Origin of the sequence: Vibrio sp. EA2, assembly GCF_033042495.1 — a bacterium.
Taxonomy (GTDB): Bacteria; Pseudomonadota; Gammaproteobacteria; order Enterobacterales; family Vibrionaceae; genus Vibrio.
This window is the reverse complement of record NZ_JAWLID010000046.1, coordinates 1-1082: the sequence shown is the minus strand read 5'-3', so window position 1 is coordinate 1082 and position 1082 is coordinate 1. Positions and strand designations below refer to the sequence as shown.

The window sequence follows — 1082 nt, the reverse complement described above, 5'->3', positions numbered from 1 at the left end:
GCGAGGTGATGCTGCATTCAAAGCAATTTTATGAATCATCGCATCTGTAGTTGTGCAACAGTCTTCAATAATTGAAACTTTATATTTTTCTGCTTTCTTTGATATAGCAGTATGTGTAACGCAATTTTGTGTCATCATCCCGCATATCAGTAATTCATCAATATCAAATTTTTCCAGTGATTTCTCTAAATGAGTTTGATAAAAGCTATCTGCATGCTGTTTCTGTATGACCTCTGCATTAGGGCATATCGCGATTATTTCTGGGTGGATATTCGCTCCTTCACTACCTTTTTCAAAGAAAGGTGCCATTCCCTTAGGAGCCGAAGATACGTGTTGGATAAGAAATACCGGAACATGCTGTTGGTTAGCTTTAGCAATTAATTCTTTAATGTTTATCAGGATCTTATCTGTGTTCCATAATGGGAGCTTACCTTTAGGGAAGTAATCATTTTGTATATCAATTATAAGTAATGCAGTTCTGTTCATTTTTGATCTCCTGTTGTTTTAACTTTTTGTATAGGAAAATTATGAGCAACTTGCTGTAGTCTTTTTAGTGATTAAAATGACATAAAAAGGGCAAAAACCGACATATAGAGAGTCGTATGACAAAAATATCCATTGGAATTTGTGAGTATCCTTCAGTATTGAAGTCTGCGGTTTTTGGTCTTGAAGAGATGTTTTTGCTTGCAAGCAGAGTTTGTCGAGAACAAGGGATTGAGGTCTTATTTGAACCAGTCATTATTTCGCATAAAGAGTTGATAGAGGATAGTTTTACCGTTGTTTTGCTACCGCCAGCTTCAATAGACGATTATTACTTAGCACCTGACACCAAACTTATTGAATGGCTTAGAAAGCAGTATTCCAAAGGTACAGTTCTATCATCTGCTTGCGCTGGGGTATTTATTCTGGCCGCAACGAACTTGCTTGGTAAAAGAGAAGTGACAACCCATTGGGCGTTAGCAGAAACATTTACCAGAATGTTTACGGAGATTCCTCTTAACAGCAATAAGATATTGATCGATCACGGTGACATAGTGACGGCGGGCGGTATGATGTCGTGGCTGGATCTCGGGTTTGAACTG

General features: G+C 37.9%; 2 protein-coding genes. One reads left to right on the top strand and one right to left on the bottom strand.

Features of this window, described 5'->3' with window-relative positions:
• Positions 1 to 486: cysteine hydrolase family protein (locus tag RXX31_RS24645; protein WP_317592208.1), on the bottom strand; the 486-nt coding region annotated here is incomplete at its 3' end.
• Positions 487 to 602: 116 nt separating this feature from the next.
• Between RXX31_RS24645 and RXX31_RS24640 the strand changes: the two genes are divergently transcribed.
• On the top strand, positions 603 to 1082 hold a 480-nt coding region (locus tag RXX31_RS24640; RefSeq protein WP_317592207.1), incomplete at its 3' end, for a DJ-1/PfpI family protein.